Raw genomic sequence first — 17,696 nt, 5'->3', positions numbered from 1 at the left:
TCACCGCGCGAGCACGATCGCCTGCGAGGGGCACCTCTCGGCCGCCTCCCTGACCTGCGGGTCGTCCGCGGACTCCGCCCGGCCGGGCCGTACGACGCCGTATCCGTCCTCGAACGCGAACACGGCCGGCGCCCGGTACGCGCACTCGGCGGAGCCGTAGCACACGGAGCGGTCGACGGAGACCTTCATACGTCCTCCAGCCCTGGTCGGTGGCTTCCTGGACGTCACTTCCCGGCGAACGGCGCTCTGAACCGGACCGGTTCGCGCTACCGCTGCCCGCCCGCCACCGAGAGCCAGTGGGCGACCCGGCGGACCGTGGGCTCGTCGAGCAGGTCGGCCATGGCCCGTACCGCCGCGCCGTCCTCGTCGCTCAGGTCGTACAGGCCGGCCTTGCTCAGACCGGCCAGGAGCACCTGGTGCCGGCGGCCCGTCATGCGTTCCGCCAGCCTGGCCGGTTCGGCGGCGCCGGCTGGCGGACCACCGGCCGGGGCGGCGGGTGCGGATGCCTTGGCGACCGGAGCGTCGAAGAGGTGCCACTCGCCGTCCTCGGGGCCCCACAGCGCGACCGTCGCCTCCTCGCCGCGCGCCCGCAGGGTCTGGGTCATGTCTCCCACGGCGTACAGCACGGGCTCCCGGTCGGGGGACTCTGCGCCCACCGTCCAGGAGTCCGGCGAGGGACGGTGGAACATCGCGACCCAGCGCGGAGAACCGGGCGGTCGCGGGCACGGGGGACGCTTCTGCATGACACTCACCCCTTCGGGAACAGCCGGCGGACCGACCGTATCTGACGTACCGTCAGATCACCAGTGCGCGCCCCCGGCGGACTCTTGCTCCTGGCCTCTTCACGACCGGCGTGACACCCTGCCCGCACCCCGGAGCAGGGGTTGCGGTGTCGTCCCGGACGAGGGAGGCCGAGGATGAGCGGACAGGAAGAGACGACGACCACAGCGGTCACGGAGGCCGAGGCGCTGCGCAGGCTCCACGCGGCCCGCGCACACAGCGCCTACGACCGTGCGGTCGCCGCGTGCCGGTACGCCGGTGTCGGCCGGGACGTGGCCGAGGTCGTCCCGACGGGCCCGGTCGGCCGGGCCGCCAACGCGCTGCGCCTGTCGGCCGCATCGCTCGCCGCACTGACTGCGAGCACCCCGGATCCGGCGGCGGACGCCCGCTGCGCCCGCAACGCCGCCGCCACCGCGGCGCTGGCCGCCCAGGTGGCCGCGGCCCGGGACAGCGGTACGACAGGGCCGGCCATGGAGCCCGCGAGCACCTCGGTGTCCGTCGGCGCCCTGCGCGCGGCTCTGGCGGCGTCCCAGGCCGCCGCGGCGGCGGCCGGCGGCCGCGCAGGGGGGCGGGACGCGGCCCTGAACGCCTCCGCCGAGGAGACCGAGCGCCACGCCGTGGCCGCCGCCCGCGCGGCCGGATGGCTCGAAGCGCACAGGACGGCGGGCTGAGGAAGCGAACACGACCGTCGTTCCAGGCATAGTGCGCAGAATTGCCGAACAAGCACCCAACGGGCGATGTTTCACGTGAAACATCATCCGGGTTTCACGTGAAACGTCATCCGGCTCGCCGGAACACACCACTCATTCGCCCCACCCGCCCGGCACCGGTCCCTCCCCTCGTGGGGACCGGTGCCGAACGGTGTGGAGCATCGACCCGCGCCGCGTCGGCTCGGCGCGGGTCGAGGAAGGGAGCCGACCCGGAGGATTCGCGTGCTCTCTCCGTGGTCGGTGGAATTTGGCCGAGATCGCTCGATGCCCTGCGCTATCTCTCCAGGCAGAGAGCCGTGGCCTGTCCGGACGGTGTGTGATGGGTTCGCTACTGCGTCCGGATCCTGCCATCTGTTGCCCGTCGGGGAGGAGACCGCGGCCTCCGGTCCAGTGCTTATCCGCAGGTCAGCCATATAAGGTGGGTTTTCCGGTCCGGACGTCCAGATGCGGGGGGAAGTAAAGGGGTGGGACCTTGAGTTCCGACTCAGGGACACGTACAGCCTTCGCCGAGCGGCTCGCGCTGCTGTACAAGGAGGCCGGAAACCCTCCCCTCAAGAGCGTCGCCGCGGCGGTCGTACGGCTGCAGCGGGTCGATGAACGCGGGCGTCCCGTACGGGTGTCGGCGCAGCGAATCAGCGACTGGCGCCGGGCCAAGAACGTACCGGCCCAGTTCGCCGCCCTCGCGGCGGTGCTGCACATCCTGATCCCGGAGGCGCGGCGTCTGCGGCCCGCACCGGTGTCCGCCGGACTGTACGACCTCGCGCACTGGCAGCGGCTGTGGGAACGCGCGCTGGCCGATCCGGTGGCCGGCGACCGGATCGCACCGCCCGCCGAGGAGAACCGGCAGCCGCCCGCCCAGGCCCCTCCGGTCGCCGGGGGCGTGTGCCCGTACCGCGGGCTCTCCCCGTACCGGCAGGAGGACGCCCGGTGGTTCTTCGGCCGGGAGCGCAGCACGAGCGCGCTCGTCACCCAGCTGCGCGACGCCGAGCGGACCGGCGGACTGGTGATGCTGGTGGGCGCCTCGGGCGCGGGCAAGTCCTCGCTGCTGAACGCGGGCCTGGTGCCTGCCGTCCGCGGCGGCGCGCTGCGCGACGGACACGCCACAGGCACACCGAACACCGGCCCGGCACCTTCCCCAGCCTCCCCGCAGAGCACCGACGACGGCGTCCTCCAGCTCGTCCCCGGGGCCGACCCCCTGGGTGAACTGGTCCGTCGCATCCCCGATCTCACCACCGTCGCCGCCGAGGCCCGCCGGGCCGAGGAGGAGGCGACGGAGAACCCGGCGCTTCCCGGCTCCGACTCCCCTCGGGTGGCCCGGGCGGCCCGCGAGGCCGTGGCGGAGTGGGCCCGTCGGCAGGCGCCCGCCGGGAGCCGGCCGGTCGTCATCGTGGACCAGTTCGAGGAAGCGTTCACCCTCTGCACCGACGAGGCGAACCGGCGCACCTTCATCCAGCTCCTGAACGCCGCCTGCACCACGCCCGTCGACGCGGACGAGGCCGCCCCGGTCCGTGTCGTCCTCGGCATCCGTGCCGACTTCTACGAGCAGTGCCTCGGCTATCCCGAACTCTCCGACGCACTCCAGCACCGGCACATGGTGCTCGGCCCGCTGACCAGCACCGAGCTGCGCGACGCGGTGACCGGGCCGGCCAAGGCGGTGGGGCTCGAGCTGGAGCCGGGGCTCGCCGAGCTGATCGTCCGTGAGGTGAGCGCCGACGGCCCGCGCGGGGCCCACGACGCCGGTGTGCTCCCGTTGCTCTCGCACGCCCTGCTCGCCACCTGGCAGCGCCGCAAGGCCGGACGGCTGACGCTGGCCGGCTACCGCGCGGCGGGCGGGATCCAGGGGGCCGTCGCGGCGACCGCCGAACGCGCCTGGTCGGGGCTCGACCCCGCGGCCCGTACGGCCGCCCGGCTGCTCCTGCTGCGCCTGGTACGGCTCGGCGAGGACACCCAGGCCACGCGCCGGCGAGGCACCCGGCGGCAGCTTGCGGAGGAGTCGGCGGACCCGGGCAAGACGGAGGAGTCCCTCGAGGCGCTCGTCCAGGCCCGGCTGGTGACGCTGGACGCGGAGACCGTGGAGATCACCCACGAGGCGCTGCTGCACGCCTGGCCCCGGCTGCGGCACTGGATCGACGACGACCGGGGCGACCAGTTGCTGCGCCAGCGGCTGGAGGAGGACGGCCGCTCCTGGGAGGACTCGGGCCGGGACAGCTCCCTGCTCTACCGGGGCTCCCGGCTGGAACAGGCGCGCAGCTGGGCCAGGTCGGCCGGGGACACGTATCTGACCCGCAGCGCGGTGGAGTTCCTGGCCGCGGCCGTCCGGCTGCGCAAGCGCACGGTGTGGATCAGCCGGGCCGCCGTGGCCGCACTGGTGGCGCTCGCGCTGGTCGCGGGCGGTTCCGCGGTGATCGCCCGGCAGCAGCGGGACGACGCCGTGTTCGAGCAGGTGCTCGCCGAGGCCGACCGGGTCCAGCGCACGGACCCGTCCCTGGCCGCCCAGCTCGACCTGGTCGCCCATCAGCTGCGCCCGGACGACGAGGGCACGTACAGCAGGCTGGTCTCGATCGTCAACGCCCCGCTGGCCACCCCGCTGTCCGGCCACACCGGTGCCGTCTACCTCACCTCGTTCAGCCCCGACGGAAAGACGCTGGCCACCGCCAGCTACGACCGGACCGTCCGGCTGTGGAACGTGGCCGACCGGAGCCACCCCCGGCCGCTCGGCAAACCGCTCACCGGCCACACCAGCTGGGTGAGCAGCGCCGTCTTCAGCCCGGACGGCCACACGCTCGCCAGCGCCGGCGACGACGGGACGATCCGGCTGTGGGACGTGGCCGACCCCGCCCACCCGAAGCCCCTGGGCAAGCCCCTCACCGGTCACCGGGGCACGATCTACCTGATCGCCTTCAGCCCGGACGGACACACCCTGGCCTCGGTCGGCGAGGACCGCACCGTACGCCTGTGGGACGTGGCCGACCCGCACCGGCCGGCGCAACTCGAAGCGCTGCGCGGCCACACCGCCCCGGTGCGCAGCGTCGCCTTCAGCCCCGACGGGCACACGCTGGCGGCCGGCGGTGACGACGACACGATCCTGCTGTGGAACACGGCCGACCCACGCCACCCGAAGGCGTACCGCACGGCGCTCAAGGGCCATACGGACCTCGTGCACTCGGTGGCGTTCAGTCCCGACGGTCACACCCTGGCCAGCGGCAGCGCGGACGACACGATCCGGCTGTGGGACGTGACCGACCCCGCACGCCCGTCCGCACTGGGCTCACCCCTGACCGGCCACACCGGGCCGATCTGGTCGGTGGCCTTCAGCCCGGACGGCACGAGGCTGGCCGCCGCGAGCGCGGACAGCACGGCCAGCCTGTGGAACGTCACCGACCCGACCTCCCCCTCGCAGGTCGGCGAGCCGCTCGCGGGCAGCAGCGGCGAGATGTACGCCCTGGGGTTCAGCCCCGACGGGCGGACCCTGGCCACCGGCAGCGGCGACAGCAAGGTGCGCCTGTGGTCGATACCGACCTCCGACGTGATCGGCCGGAGCGCGGCGTTCCGTCCGGACGGACGGGTGCTGGCCACGGCGGCGCAGGACGGCGGGATCCGGCTGTGGAACGTGACGCGGCCCGGCCGGCCCGTACGGCTGGGCCGGCCGTTCATGCGTGGGAAGGACGGCCAGCGGGTGGCGTTCTCCCCCAACGGGCGCACCCTCGCCGTCCTCACCGGCCACCGGACGGTACAGCTGTGGAACGTCGCCGACCCCGCCCGCCCGGCCCCCGCCGGAGCACCCCTCACCCTGCAGACCCGCTTCATGGGCGACAACGCGCTGGCGTTCAGCCCGGACGGCCGCACCCTGGCCACCGCCTACGACAACCACAGCTTCCAGCTGTGGAACGTCGCCGACCCCGCGCGCGCCGTGCCCCTCGGGGGGCCGGTCACCAGCCACCGCGGGTACATCAACGCCCTCGTCTTCAGCCGGGACGGACACACTCTGGCCAGCGGCAGCGCGGACAGCACGATCCGCCTGTGGAACGTCTCCGATCCGGCCCGCCCGACCGGGCTCGGTGCCCCACTGACCGAGCACTCCGGGCCGGTCAACGCGCTCGCGTTCACGCCGGACGGGCACACCTTGGCCAGCGGCAGCGACGACGACACGGTCCGGCTGTGGAACGTCACCGACCCCGCCTCGGCGACCTCGCTCGGCGAGCCGCTCACCGGCCACACCGAGGCGGTCACATCACTGACGTTCAGCCCGGGTGGACGCACACTGGCCAGCGGCGGCGACGACAACACGATCCGGCTGTGGAACGTCACCCGCCCTGGCTCGGCGACGCCCATCGGCCAGTCGATGAGCCCCAACGGCCAGACCGGCAACTTCCTGTCCTTCAGCCCCACGAGCCGCGTCCTCGGGGTCTCCAGCGGTGCCGACACGGTCCGCCTGTGGAGCCTGGACGCCGACCCGGCGATCGACCACATCTGCTCGGTCACCCGGGGCGTACTGACCGCGCAGAAGTGGCACGAGTACCTGCCCCGCCTCTCCTACGACCCGCCCTGTGGTCACTGATCGGCCAACCTGACTTGTTATCGGCCGACTTACCCCCGCGAGGCGTCCGGTCTTGTTACCCTTGGCCATAGCCCGATCGCTGGTGCATCCCCCGTCGCCAGCGATCGGGCCTTTTCGTCGGCTCGGACCCCCTGCCTCAGGCGGCGAGGGCGTGCCCCGGATGCAGGACGACCTTGGTGTAGCCCTCGATCCGCTTGTCGAACTTCTCGTAGGCCTGCGGTGCGTCCTCCAGCGGCAGCTCGTGGGATACCACGAAGCTGGGCTTGGCCCGCCCGGCGATGATCAGGTCGCGCAGCTGCCGGTTGTACCGCTTGACGTTGCACTGGCCGGTGCCCATCTGCTGGCCCTTCTCGAACATCCGGCCGATGGAGACCAGCAGCTGGCCGTGCTTGGCGTGCTCGTCGGGGCCGCCCGGGTCGGAGGGCACGTACAGCCCCGGCACGCCGAGCATGCCGGTCGGCCGTACCGTCTCCACGAGGGAGTTCAGGACGACCGCCGGTTCCTCGTGGCTGGCGTCGTGTGCCTGGGCCTGGTAGCCGACGGCGTCCACGCCCTTGTCGGTTCCCTCACCGGCCGTCTGCTCCTTGATCTGCTCGGCCGGGTCGCCCTTGGTGAAGTCGATGGGGATCGCCCCGATCTCCTCCGCCTTGGCAAGCCGTTCGGGCACCCGGTCCACCGAGAACACCTTCGCCGCACCGCGCAGCAGCGCGGAGTAGGCGGCCATCAGCCCCACGGGCCCGGCACCGAAGACGGCCACGCTCTCGCCGGGCGACACCTGGGCGAGTTCGCAGCCGTGGTAGCCGGTCGGGAAGATGTCGGCGAGCAGCACGAAGTCGGTCTCGAAGTCGTTGCCCGGCGGCAGTTTCAGACAGTTGAAGTCGGCGAAGGGCACCCGCAGCAGCTCCGCCTGACCGCCCTTGTACGGGCCCATGGCCACATAGCCGTACGCTCCGCCGGCGAAGCCCGGATTGACCGTCAGGCAGAAGCCGGTCTTCTCGGCGAGGCAGTTCTTGCAGAATCCGCAGGCGACATTGAACGGCATCACCACGCGGTCTCCCTTGGCGAGGGAGGTCACACCGGAGCCGGTCTCCTCGATGACGCCGAGGTTCTCGTGCCCGAAGACGATGCCCGCCTCGGCCGCCGTGCGACCCTCGTACATGTGCAGGTCCGAGCCGCAGATCGCGCTCGACGTGACCCGCACCAGCACATCGTTGGGATGCTGGATCCGCGGATCGTCGACATCCCTGACCGTCACGCTGAACGGCTTCTCATAAACGACGGCTTTCACCTCAGCCACCTCCGCATAGAGCGCTGGATGACGGCGGCGAGGAAGGCCGCGGCCGGGGGACGCACGCTCGCTTCACCGCCGGTACTTCCAGGGAACGCCCACCGCCCGGTGATGTCAAAAGACCCCCAACCATGATCGGTTGGGGGTCTTTTCGCTGGTGGGGCTAACAGGATTTGAACCTGTGGCCTCATCCTTATCAGGGATGCGCTCTAACCAACTGAGCTATAGCCCCGCCGCGCTGTGCGGTGTGTCCCGCGCGCTGACTCCTGAAGATTAGCGCACGACCACGTCAGTCCCAAAATCGGTTGTCGGGGGACCGTCAGGTCAGGGGCCCGCAGGGCGTCCGGACCGCCTCACTCGTCCTCCGCCAGGGTCAGCTCGATGCCGCCCACGAAGCTCGCGGAGAGGTTGTAGACGAACGCGCCGAGCGTCGCGAGCGCCGTGGCCAGGACGACGTCGATGACCGCGATGATCGTCGTGAACATCAGGACGTGGGGGAGCGAGAGGAACGACTGCAGGTCAAAGCCGTTCGCCTCGTTCGAGCCCGTCGCCTCCGAGATCGTGCCGCCCACCGTCGAGAACACGCCCATCGCGTCCATGACCATCCACAGCACCGCCGAGGCGACGATCGTGCAGATGCCGAGCGCGATGGAGAGCAGGAAGCTGACCTTCATCACCGACCACGGGTCGGCCTTGGCCACCCGCAGCCGCGCCTTGCGGGTGCGCGGCGCCGTCCGGGCGCCGGTACGGGGCCGCCGTACGGCCTCGGCCGGGGGCTGCGCCGGATAGGCCTGCGGCGGGTGGTACGGCCCGGCGGGCTGCTCCGGGCGCCGCTCCCCGGGGAGCGGGGACGACGACTGTGCCTCGCCGGCCGCGGCAGGGCCTCGGGTGTCCGTCACAGTTCCCCCCTGGGATCCAGACGTGCCGGAGGAGCCCTTCTCGGACGCCTTCACCGGCTTCAGGTTGGTCGTGTGCGGGTCGGTCGTGCTCCCCGCGCCCGCACCGTACGCGGCGGAGCCACGGCCGCCGCCGCCCGTTTCCGTACCCCTGGGGGTACCGGCCGATCCGGCGCCCGTGGCTCCGCTCACGATGACTCTCTCCTCGTGCTACTCGGCCGAGGGCGCCTCACCCTCGTCCACGCCGGTGGTCGCGGCATCCTCGGCGGTCTCGTCGACAGCGTCCTCGCCGTCGACCTCCTCCGCCTCGCGCCCCGCCTCGGCGTTACGTGCGATACCGACCACGGCATCGCGCTTGCCCAGGTTGATCAGTTGGACGCCCATGGTGTCACGGCCCGTCTCCCTGACTTCGCTGACCCGCGTGCGAATCACACCGCCAGAGAGGGTGATCGCGAGGATCTCGTCACTCTCCTCGACGACCAGCGCCCCGACGAGCGAACCACGGTCCTCCACGATCTTGGCGGCCTTGATACCGAGGCCGCCGCGGCCCTGGACGCGGTACTCGTCGACGGCGGTCCGCTTCGCGTACCCGCCGTCTGTGGCAGTGAACACGAACGTACCGGGCCGAACAACATTCATCGACAGAAGTTCATCGCCCTCACGGAAACTCATGCCCTTCACACCGGACGTGGCGCGGCCCATCGGGCGCAGCGACTCGTCGGAGGCGGTGAACCTGATCGACTGTGCCTTCTTGCTGATCAGAAGCAGATCGTCGTCCGCCGAGACCAGTTCGGCACCGATCAGCTCGTCGTCGCTGCCGCCCTCGCGCTCACGCAGGTTGATCGCGATCACACCGCCGGAGCGGGGCGAATCGTAATCCTTCAGAGGCGTCTTCTTGACCAGACCGGACTTGGTGGCCAGCACCAGGTACGGCGCCGCCTCGTAGTCACGGATCGCGAGGATCTCGGCGATCGCCTCGTCCGGCTGGAAGGCGAGCAGGTTCGCCACGTGCTGGCCGCGGGCGTCCCGGCCGGCCTCGGGGAGCTCGTACGCCTTCGCCCGGTACACCCGGCCCTTGTTTGTGAAGAACAGCAGCCAGTGGTGGGTGGTGGAGACGAAGAAGTGGTCGACGATGTCGTCTTCCTTCAGCTTCGTGCCGCGTACGCCCTTGCCGCCGCGCTTCTGCGCCCGGTAGTCGTCCGTCTTGGTCCGCTTGACGTAGCCGCCGCGCGTGACCGTGACGACGATGTCCTCCTCGGCGATCAGGTCCTCGATGGACATGTCGCCCTCGTACGGGATCAGCTTGGTCTGCCGGTCGTCGCCGTACTTCTCGACGATCGCGGCCAGCTCCTCGCTGACGATCCCGCGTTGGCGGACCGGGGAGGCGAGGATCTCGTTGTACTCGTTGATCTTCGCCTGGAGTTCGTCGTGCTCCTGGACGATCTTCTGCCGCTCCAGGGCCGCCAGCCGCCGCAGCTGCATCTCGAGGATCGCGTTGGCCTGGATCTCGTCGATCTCCAGCAGGCCCATCAGGCCGCTGCGCGCGACGTCGACGGTCTCGCTGCGCCGGATCAGCGCGATGACCTCGTCGATCGCGTCCAGCGCCTTCAGCAGACCGCGCAGGATGTGCGCCCGCTCCTCGGCCTTGCGCAGCCGGAAGCGGGTCCGGCGGACGATGACCTCGATCTGGTGCGTCACCCAGTGGCGGATGAACGCGTCGAGGGACAGCGTGCGCGGCACGCCGTCGACCAGCGCCAGCATGTTGGCGCCGAAGTTCGTCTGCAGGTCGGTGTGCTTGTACAGGTTGTTCAGCACGACCTTGGCGACCGCGTCCCGCTTGAGGACGATCACCAGGCGCTGGCCCGTACGGGACGACGTCTCGTCGCGGACGTCCGCGATGCCGCCGATCTTGCCGTCCTTCACCAGGTCGGCGATCTTCTGCGCCAGGTTGTCGGGATTCACCTGGTACGGCAGCTCGGTCACGACCAGGCACTGGCGGCCCTGGATCTCCTCGACCTCGACCACCGCGCGCATCGTGATGGAGCCGCGCCCGGTGCGGTACGCCTCCTCGATGCCCTTGCGGCCCACCACCAGGGCTCCGGTCGGGAAGTCCGGGCCCTTGATGCGCTCCATGAGCGCGTCCAGCAGCTCCTCGTGCGAGACGTCGGGGTTCTCCAGGTACCACTGGGCACCGGCCGCGACCTCGCGCAGGTTGTGCGGCGGGATGTTGGTCGCCATGCCGACCGCGATGCCGGCCGAGCCGTTGATCAGCAGGTTCGGGAAACGGGCCGGCAGGACGGTCGGCTCCTGGGAGCGGCCGTCGTAGTTGTCCGTGAAGTCGACGGTCTCCTCGTCGATGTCGCGGACCATCTCCATCGACAGCGGCGCCATCTTGCACTCGGTGTACCGCATGGCGGCCGCCGGGTCGTTGCCCGGGGAGCCGAAGTTGCCGTTGGAGTCCACCAGCGGCATCCGCATCGACCACGGCTGCGCGAGGCGGACCAGGGCGTCGTAGATCGAACTGTCGCCGTGCGGGTGGTAGTTGCCCATGACGTCACCGACGACACGGGCGCACTTGTAGAAGCCGCGGTCGGGGCGGTAGCCGCCGTCGTACATCGCGTACAGCACGCGCCGGTGGACGGGCTTGAGGCCGTCCCGGACGTCGGGCAGCGCACGGGACACGATGACGGACATCGCGTAGTCCAGGTACGAGCGCTGCATCTCCGTCTCGAGCCCGACGGGCTCGACGCGCATGGCGAGTTCGCCCTCGGTCTCAGGAGTCTCTGGAGTGTTCTCGTCGGCCATTGCTGGTGAAGATCCTTCCTGGTGCGGTCAGCTGAGACCGACTCAGATGTCGAGGAAGCGGACGTCCTTGGCGTTGCGCTGGATGAACTGGCGGCGCGCCTCGACGTCCTCGCCCATGAGGACCGAGAACAGGTCGTCGGCCTGGGCGGCGTCGTCCAGGGTCACCTGGCCGAGGACCCGGTGCTCCTGGTCCATCGTGGTCACGCGCAGCTCCTCGGCGTTCATCTCGCCGAGACCCTTGAAGCGCTGGATCGAGTCCTCGCGCACGCGCTTGCCGCGCTGGCGGCCCATCTCGATCAGTGCGTCGCGCTCGCGGTCGGAGTACGCGTACTCCACGTCGTCCCGGCCCCACTTGATCTTGTACAGCGGGGGACGGGACAGGTACACGTGTCCGGCCTCGACCAGCGGCCGCATGAAGCGGAACAGGAAGGTCAGCAGCAGGGTGCTGATGTGCTGGCCGTCGACGTCGGCGTCCGCCATCAGGATGATCTTGTGATAGCGGAGCTTCTCGATGTCGAAGTCCTCGTGCACACCCGTGCCGAAGGCCGAGATCAGCGCCTGGATCTCCTGGTTCTGCAGGATCTTGTCGATCCGCGCCTTCTCGACGTTGAGGATCTTGCCTCGGATCGGGAGGATCGCCTGATACTGCGGGTTGCGGCCGGACTTGGCCGAGCCGCCGGCGGAGTCACCCTCGACGATGAAGATCTCGCACTTGGTGGGGTCGTTCGACTGGCAGTCGGAGAGCTTGCCCGGCAGGGACGCCGACTCCAGCAGCCCCTTGCGGCGGGTCAGGTCGCGCGCCTTGCGGGCCGCCACGCGCGCGGTGGCCGCCTGGATGCCCTTGCGGACGATGTCCGCCGCCTCGACCGGGTTGCGGTCCAGCCAGTCGTTGAGGTGTTCGTAGACCGCCCTCTGCACGAAGGTCTTGGCCTCCGTGTTGCCCAGCTTGGTCTTGGTCTGGCCCTCGAACTGCGGCTCGCTCAGCTTGACCGAGATGATCGCGGTCAGACCCTCACGGATGTCGTCACCGGTGAGGTTGTCGTCCTTCTCGCGCAGCAGCTTCTTGTCGCGCGCGTACTTGTTGATCAGGCTCGTGAGGGCCGCGCGGAAGCCCTCCTCGTGCGTACCGCCCTCGTGGGTGTGGATGATGTTGGCGAACGAGTACACGCCCTCGCTGTAGCCGCTGTTCCACTGCATCGCGACCTCGAGGGACAGGCTCTTGTCCTTGTCCTCCGCCTCCAGGTCGATGACGGTGGGGTGCACCACCTCTCCCTTGCGGGAGTTGAGGTACTTCACGAAGTCGACGATGCCGCCCTCGTAGTAGTACGTGACGGTCTTGACCTCGGCCTTCTCGTCCGCGCCCGCCTCGTCGGCCCCTGCGACCGCCTTCGCCGACTCACGCTCGTCGGTCAGCCGGATCGTCAGGCCCTTGTTGAGGAACGCCATCTCCTGGAAACGCCGCGACAGCGTCTCGAAGGAGTACTCGGTGGTCTCGAAGATGTCCGGGTCGGCCCAGAAGGTGACCGAGGTGCCGGTCTCGTCCGTGGCCTCGTGCTGGTCGAGCGGGGCCGTCGGGACGCCGAGCTTGTAGTCCTGCGTCCAGCGGTGGCCGTCGGTCCTGATCTCGACGGAGACCTTCGTGGACAGCGCGTTCACGACGGACACACCCACGCCGTGCAGACCGCCGGAGACGGCGTAACCGCCGCCGCCGAACTTGCCGCCCGCGTGCAGCACGGTCAGCACGACCTCCACGGCCGGCTTGCCCTCGGAGGGCACGATGCCCACGGGGATGCCACGGCCGTTGTCGACGACCCGGACGCCGCCGTCGGCGAGGATCGTGACGTCGATCGTGTCGGCGTACCCGGCCAGCGCCTCGTCGACCGAGTTGTCGACGACCTCGTACACCAGGTGGTGCAGGCCGCGCTCGCCCGTGGAACCGATGTACATGCCGGGCCGCTTGCGGACCGCGTCCAGCCCTTCGAGCACGGTGATGGCGCTGGCGTCGTACGAAGCCGAGGCGGTGGCCTCGGCGTTCACGGGGGCCTCGGCAGGCTCGCCGTTCACGCCGGCGTCGGTGGACGGGATGTTCTCGTTGGGGTTGCCGGAATCGGCCACGAAGCGCCCTTTCTGGCACAGCACGAGCCGGGCTCGTCGGCAGGTTGCCGGAGCGGCTGCGGCATGTAGCGGTGGTAAGCCTTGATCAGCGTTGCTCAGCTTTTCCCGGGCGGTCCCCACATTGGGGCGGGATTGTCTTCCAGTCTACCGGTAGCTCTGACATCGATGGGGGTTTGCCGGTACCTGAGTCCCCATGTGCCGCCCTGAACCGGCCTCGATCGGGTCCCGATATACGGATGGGGGCTCCAAGGGGCTCACAGCGGCACTCAGCGCTTCGAGCCGTCAACCCTTGGCTACTGGGGGGTCAGATGGCGATGTGCACGCGGGACGGGGGCCGTCCACAGGCGTGCACGCGGGCACGCCGACACCCCCGGACGACCCTTCGACGTGAGGTACGTCACCCGTACGTATCGCCGGGTCCGGTGCTCCCCGGAGCCCGCAGCGGGCCGTAGCGACGGGCCGGACCGCCGGGATTGAGCACCTTGATCATCCGTACGGTGCCGTGCCCCAGGTCCTCGTTGAGCCGGGCGACCAGCGCCGGCGCGAGGTGGCGCAGTTGGGTCGCCCAGGCCGTGGAGTCGCACTGCACGACCAGCACCCGCTCGTCCTCGTCGTACCGCTGTGGCACACAGTGCTTGGCCAGGTCCTCGCCGACGATCTGCGGCCAGCGGCCCATCACCCCGCCCACCGCCGCGGGCGTCTCCCAGCCGCGCTCGGTCAGCAGCCGGTTGATCGCGGCACCCAGCGCCATCGGGTCGCGGCCGTCGGCGCGCGCGCCGGAGCGCAGCCCGCCACCACGCCGGGCCTGCTTCTTCTGCCGCGCCGCGTCACCACGCGCGCGTGCCTGCTCCTTCGCCGCGCGCAACGCCACGCGCGCGAGGTCCACACCGGAGGGTTCCGGAGCCTTCTTCGGATCCTTCGGGGCGGGTTCGTCGGCGCTCATACGCGCTCCACCGTCCCCCCGGACACGGTGTACCGCGCCCCGGCCAGTACCTGCGGTACGTCGTCGTCCACGGCCGCGGTGACCAGCACCTGCTCGCCGGGCGCGACCAGCTCGGCCAGCCGCTCCCGGCGGCGCGCGTCCAGCTCGGCGAAGACGTCGTCCAGGACCAGCACCGGCTCGTTGCCCTCGGCCCGCAGCAGGTCGTAGGAGGCCAGCCGCAGAGCGAGCGCGTAGGACCAGGACTCGCCGTGCGAGGCGTACCCCTTGGCGGGCAGCTGACCGAGTTTGAGAATCAAATCGTCCCGGTGGGGGCCGACGAGGGTCACCCCGCGCTCGATCTCCTGCTTGCGCGCCTCCGCCAGCGCCGCCATCAGCTGGACGTGGAGATCCTCGCGCGCGTGGGCGTCACCGGGCGCCGACGGCCTGTACTCCAGCGCCAGCGGCCCACCACCGGGGGCCAGCTGCTCGTACGCCTTGTCGGCCAGCGGCTGCAGCGCGGCGATCAGGTCCAGCCGCTGGGCGAGCAGCTCGGCGCCCGCGCGCGCGAGGTGCTGGTCCCACACGTCCAGCGTGGAGAGGTCCATGGACCGCCCGCCGTGCCGGCGCGCCAGGGCGGCCGTCTTGAGAAGCGTGTTGCGCTGCTTGAGGACACGCTCGTAGTCGGAGCGCACCGCGGCCATCCGCGGCGACCGGGCGGTGATCAGCTCGTCGAGGAATCGCCGCCGCTCCCCGGGGTCCCCCTTCACCAGCGCGAGATCCTCGGGCGCGAACAGCACGGTCCGTACGATTCCCAGCACGTCCCTCGGTCTGACCTGCGAGGACCGGTTGACGCGGGCGCGGTTGGCCTTGCCGGGGTTCAGCTCCAGCTCGACGAGCTGCTGCCGGTCGCCCTGCCGCACCTGCGCCCGGATGACGGCGCGCTCGGCGCCCATGCGGACGAGGGGTGCGTCGGAGGCGACCCGGTGGCTGCCCAGGGTGGCCAGGTACCCGACGGCCTCGACCAGGTTGGTCTTGCCCTGCCCGTTGGGCCCGACGAAGGCGGTGACGCCCGGGTCGAGCGGAACCTCGGCCCGGGCGTACGAGCGGAAGTCGGCCAGCGAAAGATGCGTGACGTGCATGGTCGTTTCGCCGGCCTTCCCCAGAGTGCTGTCGGACTGTGGATCGCGGGAGCGACCCTGTGGATTACTTCTTCTCTACGGCGTGCCCGCCGAACTGGTTGCGCAGCGCGGCGATCATCTTCATCTGCGGCGAGTCCTCCTGCCGGGAGGCGAACCGCGCGAACAGCGACGCGGTGATCGCCGGCAGCGGCACCGCGTTGTCGATCGCGGCCTCCACAGTCCAGCGTCCCTCACCGGAGTCCTGTGCATAACCGCGCAGGCCCTCCAGGTGCTCGTCGTCGTCCAGCGCGTTGACCGCGAGGTCGAGCAGCCAGGAGCGGATGACGGTGCCCTCCTGCCAGGAGCGGAAGACCTCGCGGACGTTCTCCACGGAGTCGACCTTCTCCAGCAGCTCCCAGCCCTCGGCGTAGGCCTGCATCATCGCGTACTCGATGCCGTTGTGGACCATCTTCGCGAAGTGGCCCGCACCGACCTTGCCGGCGTGCACCGAGCCGAAGTCGCCCTCGGGCTTGAGCGCGTCGAAGACGGGCTGCACCTTGGCGACGTTCTCGGCGTCGCCGCCGTACATCAGGGCGTAGCCGTTCTCCAGCCCCCAGACGCCGCCGGAGACGCCGCAGTCGACGAAGCCTATGCCCTTGGCCGCGAGTTCCTCGGCGTGCTTCTCGTCGTCCGTCCAGCGGGAGTTACCGCCGTCCACGACCACGTCGCCGGGCTCCAGCAGCTCGGCCAGCTGGTCGACGGTCGACTGAGTGGGCTCGCCGGCCGGGACCATCACCCAGACCACGCGCGGACCGCTGAGCTTGCCCACAAGCTCTTCCAGGCTGTGGACATCCGCGAGGTCCGCGTTGCGGTCGTATCCGATCACGGTGTGGCCCGCGCGGCGGATCCGCTCGCGCATGTTGCCGCCCATCTTGCCGAGGCCGACGAGACCGAGCTCCATCAGTTGTGTTCCTTAGGTCGCTGTGGCGTGAGAGGCACGAGGTGCCGAAGGCGAGCCTAAACCCGCCCCTTCACGCACAGTTGTGGGCATACGCGCTCATGCGTTGGGCCCCTGACCTGCGGATTGCACAGCTGTGGACAGTCGCGTCGGTCCCCGCCCGGCGACAGCACCGGGCACCCACAACAGGCACCCGGAACCGTCAACAGCTGTGGACAACCGGTCAGCCGCTGAGCCGCACCGGCATGATCAGGTACTTGTACGCGTCGTCGGCCTCGGCATCCACCGCCGGCTTGCCGCTGAGCAGCGCCGGCTTCGTGGACGTCGTGAACGACAGCTGGGCCACCGGGGAGTCGATCGCGCTCAGACCGTCCAGCAGGAACGTCGGGTTGAAGGCGATGGAGATGTCGTCGCCCTCCAACTGGGCGTCGACCCTTTCCACAGCCTGTGCGTCGTCGCTGGAGCCGGCCTCCAGGATGAGCACACCCTGCTCGAAGCTCAGCCGCACCGGGGTGTTCCGCTCGGCCACCAGCGCCACACGCTTGACGGCCTCCACGAACGGCGCGGTCTCGATCACGGCGACGGAGTTGAACTCGGTCGGGAACAGCGTGCGGTACTTCGGCAGGTCGCCCTCGAGCAGGCGCGTGGTCGTACGACGCCCGGCGCCCTCGAAACCGATCAATCCCTCGCCCGCGCCCGAGCCCGACAGCGCCAGGGTCACGCTGTCACCGGCACCGAGCGACTTGGCGGTGTCCAGGAGCGTCTTGGCCGGGACCAGGGCGACCGCGGAGGCGTCCGGGTTCTCCGGCTTCCACAGGAACTCGCGGACGGCGAAGCGGTAGCGGTCGGTGGAGGCCAGGGTGACCGTGTCGCCCTCGATCTCGATGCGCACACCGGTGAGGACGGGCAGCGTGTCGTCACGGCCGGCGGCGATGGCCACCTGGGACGCGGCGGCCGCGAAGACCTCGCCGGGGACGGTGCCGGTGGCGTTCGGCATCTGCGGCAGCGCCGGGTACTCCTCCACAGGCAGTGTGTGCAGGGTGAAGCGGGAGGACCCACAGACCACGGTCGCCCGTACACCGTCTGTGGAAATCTCCACCGGCCGGTTGGGGAGGGCGCGCGAGATGTCGGCGAGCAGCCGGCCGGAGACGAGGACGGTGCCCTCCTCCTCGACCTCGGCTTCCACGGACACCCGCGCGGAGACCTCGTAGTCGAAGCTCGACAGGCTCAGCTGGCCGTCCTCGGCCTTGAGGAGGAGGCCGGCGAGGACAGGCGCCGGCGGACGGGCCGGGAGGCTGCGTGCCGCCCACGCCACTGCCTCCGCGAGTACGTCGCGTTCCACCCGGATCTTCACCGTAAGCCGCCTCCTGCTGTTGCTACTGAGTCCTCCGACTCGGTGTCACCGCCCACTGCGAAGGGCAGGACACCGGGGACCAGTCTGACGCACCGCACTGACAGTAGGTGCCCGTCGGGGTCAAGTCGGTCCGGGAGGCAGCCGGACGCGAGACAGCGAGTTGTGCACAGCCCCCGCTTCAAAGCGATTGCC

At 70.5% G+C, this 17,696-nt stretch carries 12 protein-coding genes and 1 tRNA gene; 2 read left to right on the top strand and 11 right to left on the bottom strand.

Annotated elements, in window-relative coordinates; translation table 11 throughout:
* Both AB0D93_RS01100 and AB0D93_RS01095 read right to left on the bottom strand, forming a co-directional pair.
* On the bottom strand, positions 1-189 hold the full coding sequence (locus tag AB0D93_RS01100) for a ferredoxin (RefSeq protein WP_362110800.1): 189 nt from the start codon (positions 187-189) through the stop codon (positions 1-3).
* 77 nt (positions 190-266) lie between these two features.
* Positions 267-743 carry a hypothetical protein gene (locus tag AB0D93_RS01095; protein WP_362110797.1) on the bottom strand — a complete coding sequence of 159 codons (477 nt, stop codon included), beginning with the start codon at positions 741-743 and terminating at the stop codon, positions 267-269.
* A gap of 174 nt (positions 744-917) precedes the next feature.
* Between AB0D93_RS01095 and AB0D93_RS01090 the strand changes: the two genes are divergently transcribed.
* Positions 918-1,451 (top strand): hypothetical protein, encoded by a 534-nt coding sequence (locus AB0D93_RS01090; protein WP_362110794.1) that lies wholly within the window; start codon positions 918-920, stop codon positions 1,449-1,451.
* Positions 1,452-1,962: 511 nt separating this feature from the next.
* Positions 1,963-6,048 carry an AAA family ATPase gene (locus tag AB0D93_RS01085; RefSeq protein WP_362110791.1) on the top strand — a complete coding sequence of 1,362 codons (4,086 nt, stop codon included), beginning with the start codon at positions 1,963-1,965 and terminating at the stop codon, positions 6,046-6,048.
* 136 nt (positions 6,049-6,184) lie between these two features.
* Here AB0D93_RS01085 and AB0D93_RS01080 read toward each other — a convergent pair whose 3' ends face one another.
* The 9 genes from AB0D93_RS01080 to dnaN form a co-directional block, all read right to left on the bottom strand.
* Positions 6,185-7,336: a glutathione-independent formaldehyde dehydrogenase gene (locus AB0D93_RS01080; RefSeq protein ID WP_362110788.1), complete on the bottom strand. Its 1,152-nt coding sequence runs from the start codon at positions 7,334-7,336 to the stop codon at positions 6,185-6,187.
* A gap of 155 nt (positions 7,337-7,491) precedes the next feature.
* Positions 7,492-7,568, bottom strand: a tRNA-Ile gene (locus AB0D93_RS01075).
* Between the two features lie 121 nt (positions 7,569-7,689).
* Positions 7,690-8,424 (bottom strand): DUF3566 domain-containing protein, encoded by a 735-nt coding sequence (locus tag AB0D93_RS01070; protein WP_362110785.1) that lies wholly within the window; start codon positions 8,422-8,424, stop codon positions 7,690-7,692.
* Between the two features lie 18 nt (positions 8,425-8,442).
* Positions 8,443-11,037, bottom strand: a complete 2,595-nt coding sequence (gene gyrA / locus AB0D93_RS01065; protein ID WP_362110782.1) for a DNA gyrase subunit A — start codon at positions 11,035-11,037, stop codon at positions 8,443-8,445.
* Positions 11,038-11,079: 42 nt separating this feature from the next.
* The gene (gene gyrB / locus AB0D93_RS01060; protein WP_362110779.1) at positions 11,080-13,176 is read right to left on the bottom strand and encodes a DNA topoisomerase (ATP-hydrolyzing) subunit B; all 2,097 of its coding nucleotides are present in this window, start codon (positions 13,174-13,176) and stop codon (positions 11,080-11,082) included.
* A gap of 373 nt (positions 13,177-13,549) precedes the next feature.
* Positions 13,550-14,095: a DciA family protein gene (locus AB0D93_RS01055; protein ID WP_362110776.1), complete on the bottom strand. Its 546-nt coding sequence runs from the start codon at positions 14,093-14,095 to the stop codon at positions 13,550-13,552.
* Positions 14,092-15,213, bottom strand: a complete 1,122-nt coding sequence (recF, locus tag AB0D93_RS01050) for a DNA replication/repair protein RecF (protein WP_362110773.1) — start codon at positions 15,211-15,213, stop codon at positions 14,092-14,094. Before recF ends, AB0D93_RS01055 begins: the two co-directional genes overlap by 4 nt.
* A 64-nt stretch (positions 15,214-15,277) precedes the next feature.
* The gene (gnd, locus tag AB0D93_RS01045; protein WP_362110770.1) at positions 15,278-16,153 is read right to left on the bottom strand and encodes a phosphogluconate dehydrogenase (NAD(+)-dependent, decarboxylating); all 876 of its coding nucleotides are present in this window, start codon (positions 16,151-16,153) and stop codon (positions 15,278-15,280) included.
* Between the two features lie 220 nt (positions 16,154-16,373).
* On the bottom strand, positions 16,374-17,504 hold the full coding sequence (dnaN, locus tag AB0D93_RS01040) for a DNA polymerase III subunit beta (protein WP_362110766.1): 1,131 nt from the start codon (positions 17,502-17,504) through the stop codon (positions 16,374-16,376).
* Positions 17,505-17,696: the final 192 nt, after the last annotated feature.

It is taken from the genome of Streptomyces sp. NPDC048191 (genome assembly GCF_040652655.1).
Lineage (GTDB): Bacteria > Actinomycetota > Actinomycetes > Streptomycetales > Streptomycetaceae > Streptomyces.
This window is presented reverse-complemented; position numbering and strand designations above follow the sequence as displayed.

Bases quoted from the DNA above. Each gene is read 5' to 3' on its own strand.
- AB0D93_RS01095 (WP_362110797.1), bottom strand. From the start codon at position 743: ATGCAGAAGCGTCCCCCGTGCCCGCGACCGCCCGGTTCTCCGCGCTGG.
- gnd (WP_362110770.1), bottom strand. From the start codon at position 16,153: ATGGAGCTCGGTCTCGTCGGCCTCGGCAAGATGGGCGGCAACATGCGC.
- recF (WP_362110773.1), bottom strand. From the start codon at position 15,213: ATGCACGTCACGCATCTTTCGCTGGCCGACTTCCGCTCGTACGCCCGG.
- gyrA (WP_362110782.1), bottom strand. From the start codon at position 11,037: ATGGCCGACGAGAACACTCCAGAGACTCCTGAGACCGAGGGCGAACTC.
- AB0D93_RS01055 (WP_362110776.1), bottom strand. From the start codon at position 14,095: ATGAGCGCCGACGAACCCGCCCCGAAGGATCCGAAGAAGGCTCCGGAA.
- AB0D93_RS01100 (WP_362110800.1), bottom strand. From the start codon at position 189: ATGAAGGTCTCCGTCGACCGCTCCGTGTGCTACGGCTCCGCCGAGTGC.
- AB0D93_RS01090 (WP_362110794.1), top strand. From the start codon at position 918: ATGAGCGGACAGGAAGAGACGACGACCACAGCGGTCACGGAGGCCGAG.